Genomic DNA, 873 nt, shown 5'->3' with positions numbered 1-873 from the left:
CCCAGACCCTCGAGCGCATCGCCAATGGCTGGCCAAACAGCGCTATCGAGGCGCTCATGCCTTGGAACTACCATCGCTGAACGGCATCAGCTACCCGCTTACGGTCATCACGCACATAGGTCCATAATCGGGCGGTATCGGTCTTGCCCTTGGCCAGGACCGGCACCGTCGTGTCGTCGCCGTGCAGACGCGAAGCGGCCAGCACATGGGCTTCGAGCCGCTTGAACAGCGGCATCAGCGCCGCGACGCCGGCGCCGACCTGGTCGGCGAGCGTCGACAGGCTGAGCGGCACGCCTTCGCGGGCATAGCGTTCGGCCTGACGGTTGAGCGGCTGATGCTGGCCGAACTTCTCGAACAGGATCATCGCCAGCAAGCCGGGACCGGCCCAGCCGCGCGGGGTGGCGTGGAACGGCGCCGGAGCCTGGCTGATCGCCTCGCAGTCGCGGCAGGTGAACTTCTCCCGCACGTGCTGGATCACCTTCCATTGCCGCGGCACCACCTCCAGCGTCTCGGTGATATCCTCACCCAGCCTGCGCAGCCGATGACCGCCGCAGCAGTGGCAAGCGGTCGGCGCCGGCTCGACCACGCGTTCGCGCGGCAGGTGCTCGGGAAATGGCTGGCGCGTCGGTCGCTTGCGCATGTAAGGCGCCACCTCGGTGGTCCGGGCCGCTGCCTGTTCGGCGGCGATCTCGTCTTCCGTCGCGGTGCTCTCGAGTTCCTCGAAGGTGAGTTCCATCTGGTCGTGCAGGCGGGCTGAGCGTTCAGAACTTTGACCATGCAGCGCCCGCTGCAGCTTCCGGATCGTCAGATGCTGATGCGCGATCAGCGCCGCATCATCCGATGCCTTGGCCCTGGCGACCGCCAGTTCGGCCT

Annotated in this window: 1 pseudogene; it reads right to left on the bottom strand. The window is 67.0% G+C overall.

The features are described 5' to 3' along the window. Nucleotides 1–100: 100 nt before the first annotated feature. A pseudogene (gene tnpC, locus NKJ81_RS32545) lies at nucleotides 101–873 on the bottom strand (IS66 family transposase); the annotation flags it as partial.

Source organism: Mesorhizobium sp. M0018 (genome assembly GCF_040323955.1).
Classification (GTDB): Bacteria; Pseudomonadota; Alphaproteobacteria; order Rhizobiales; family Rhizobiaceae; genus Mesorhizobium.
Note: the sequence above shows the minus strand (reverse complement) of the source record. Positions and strands in the feature narration are given on the sequence as shown.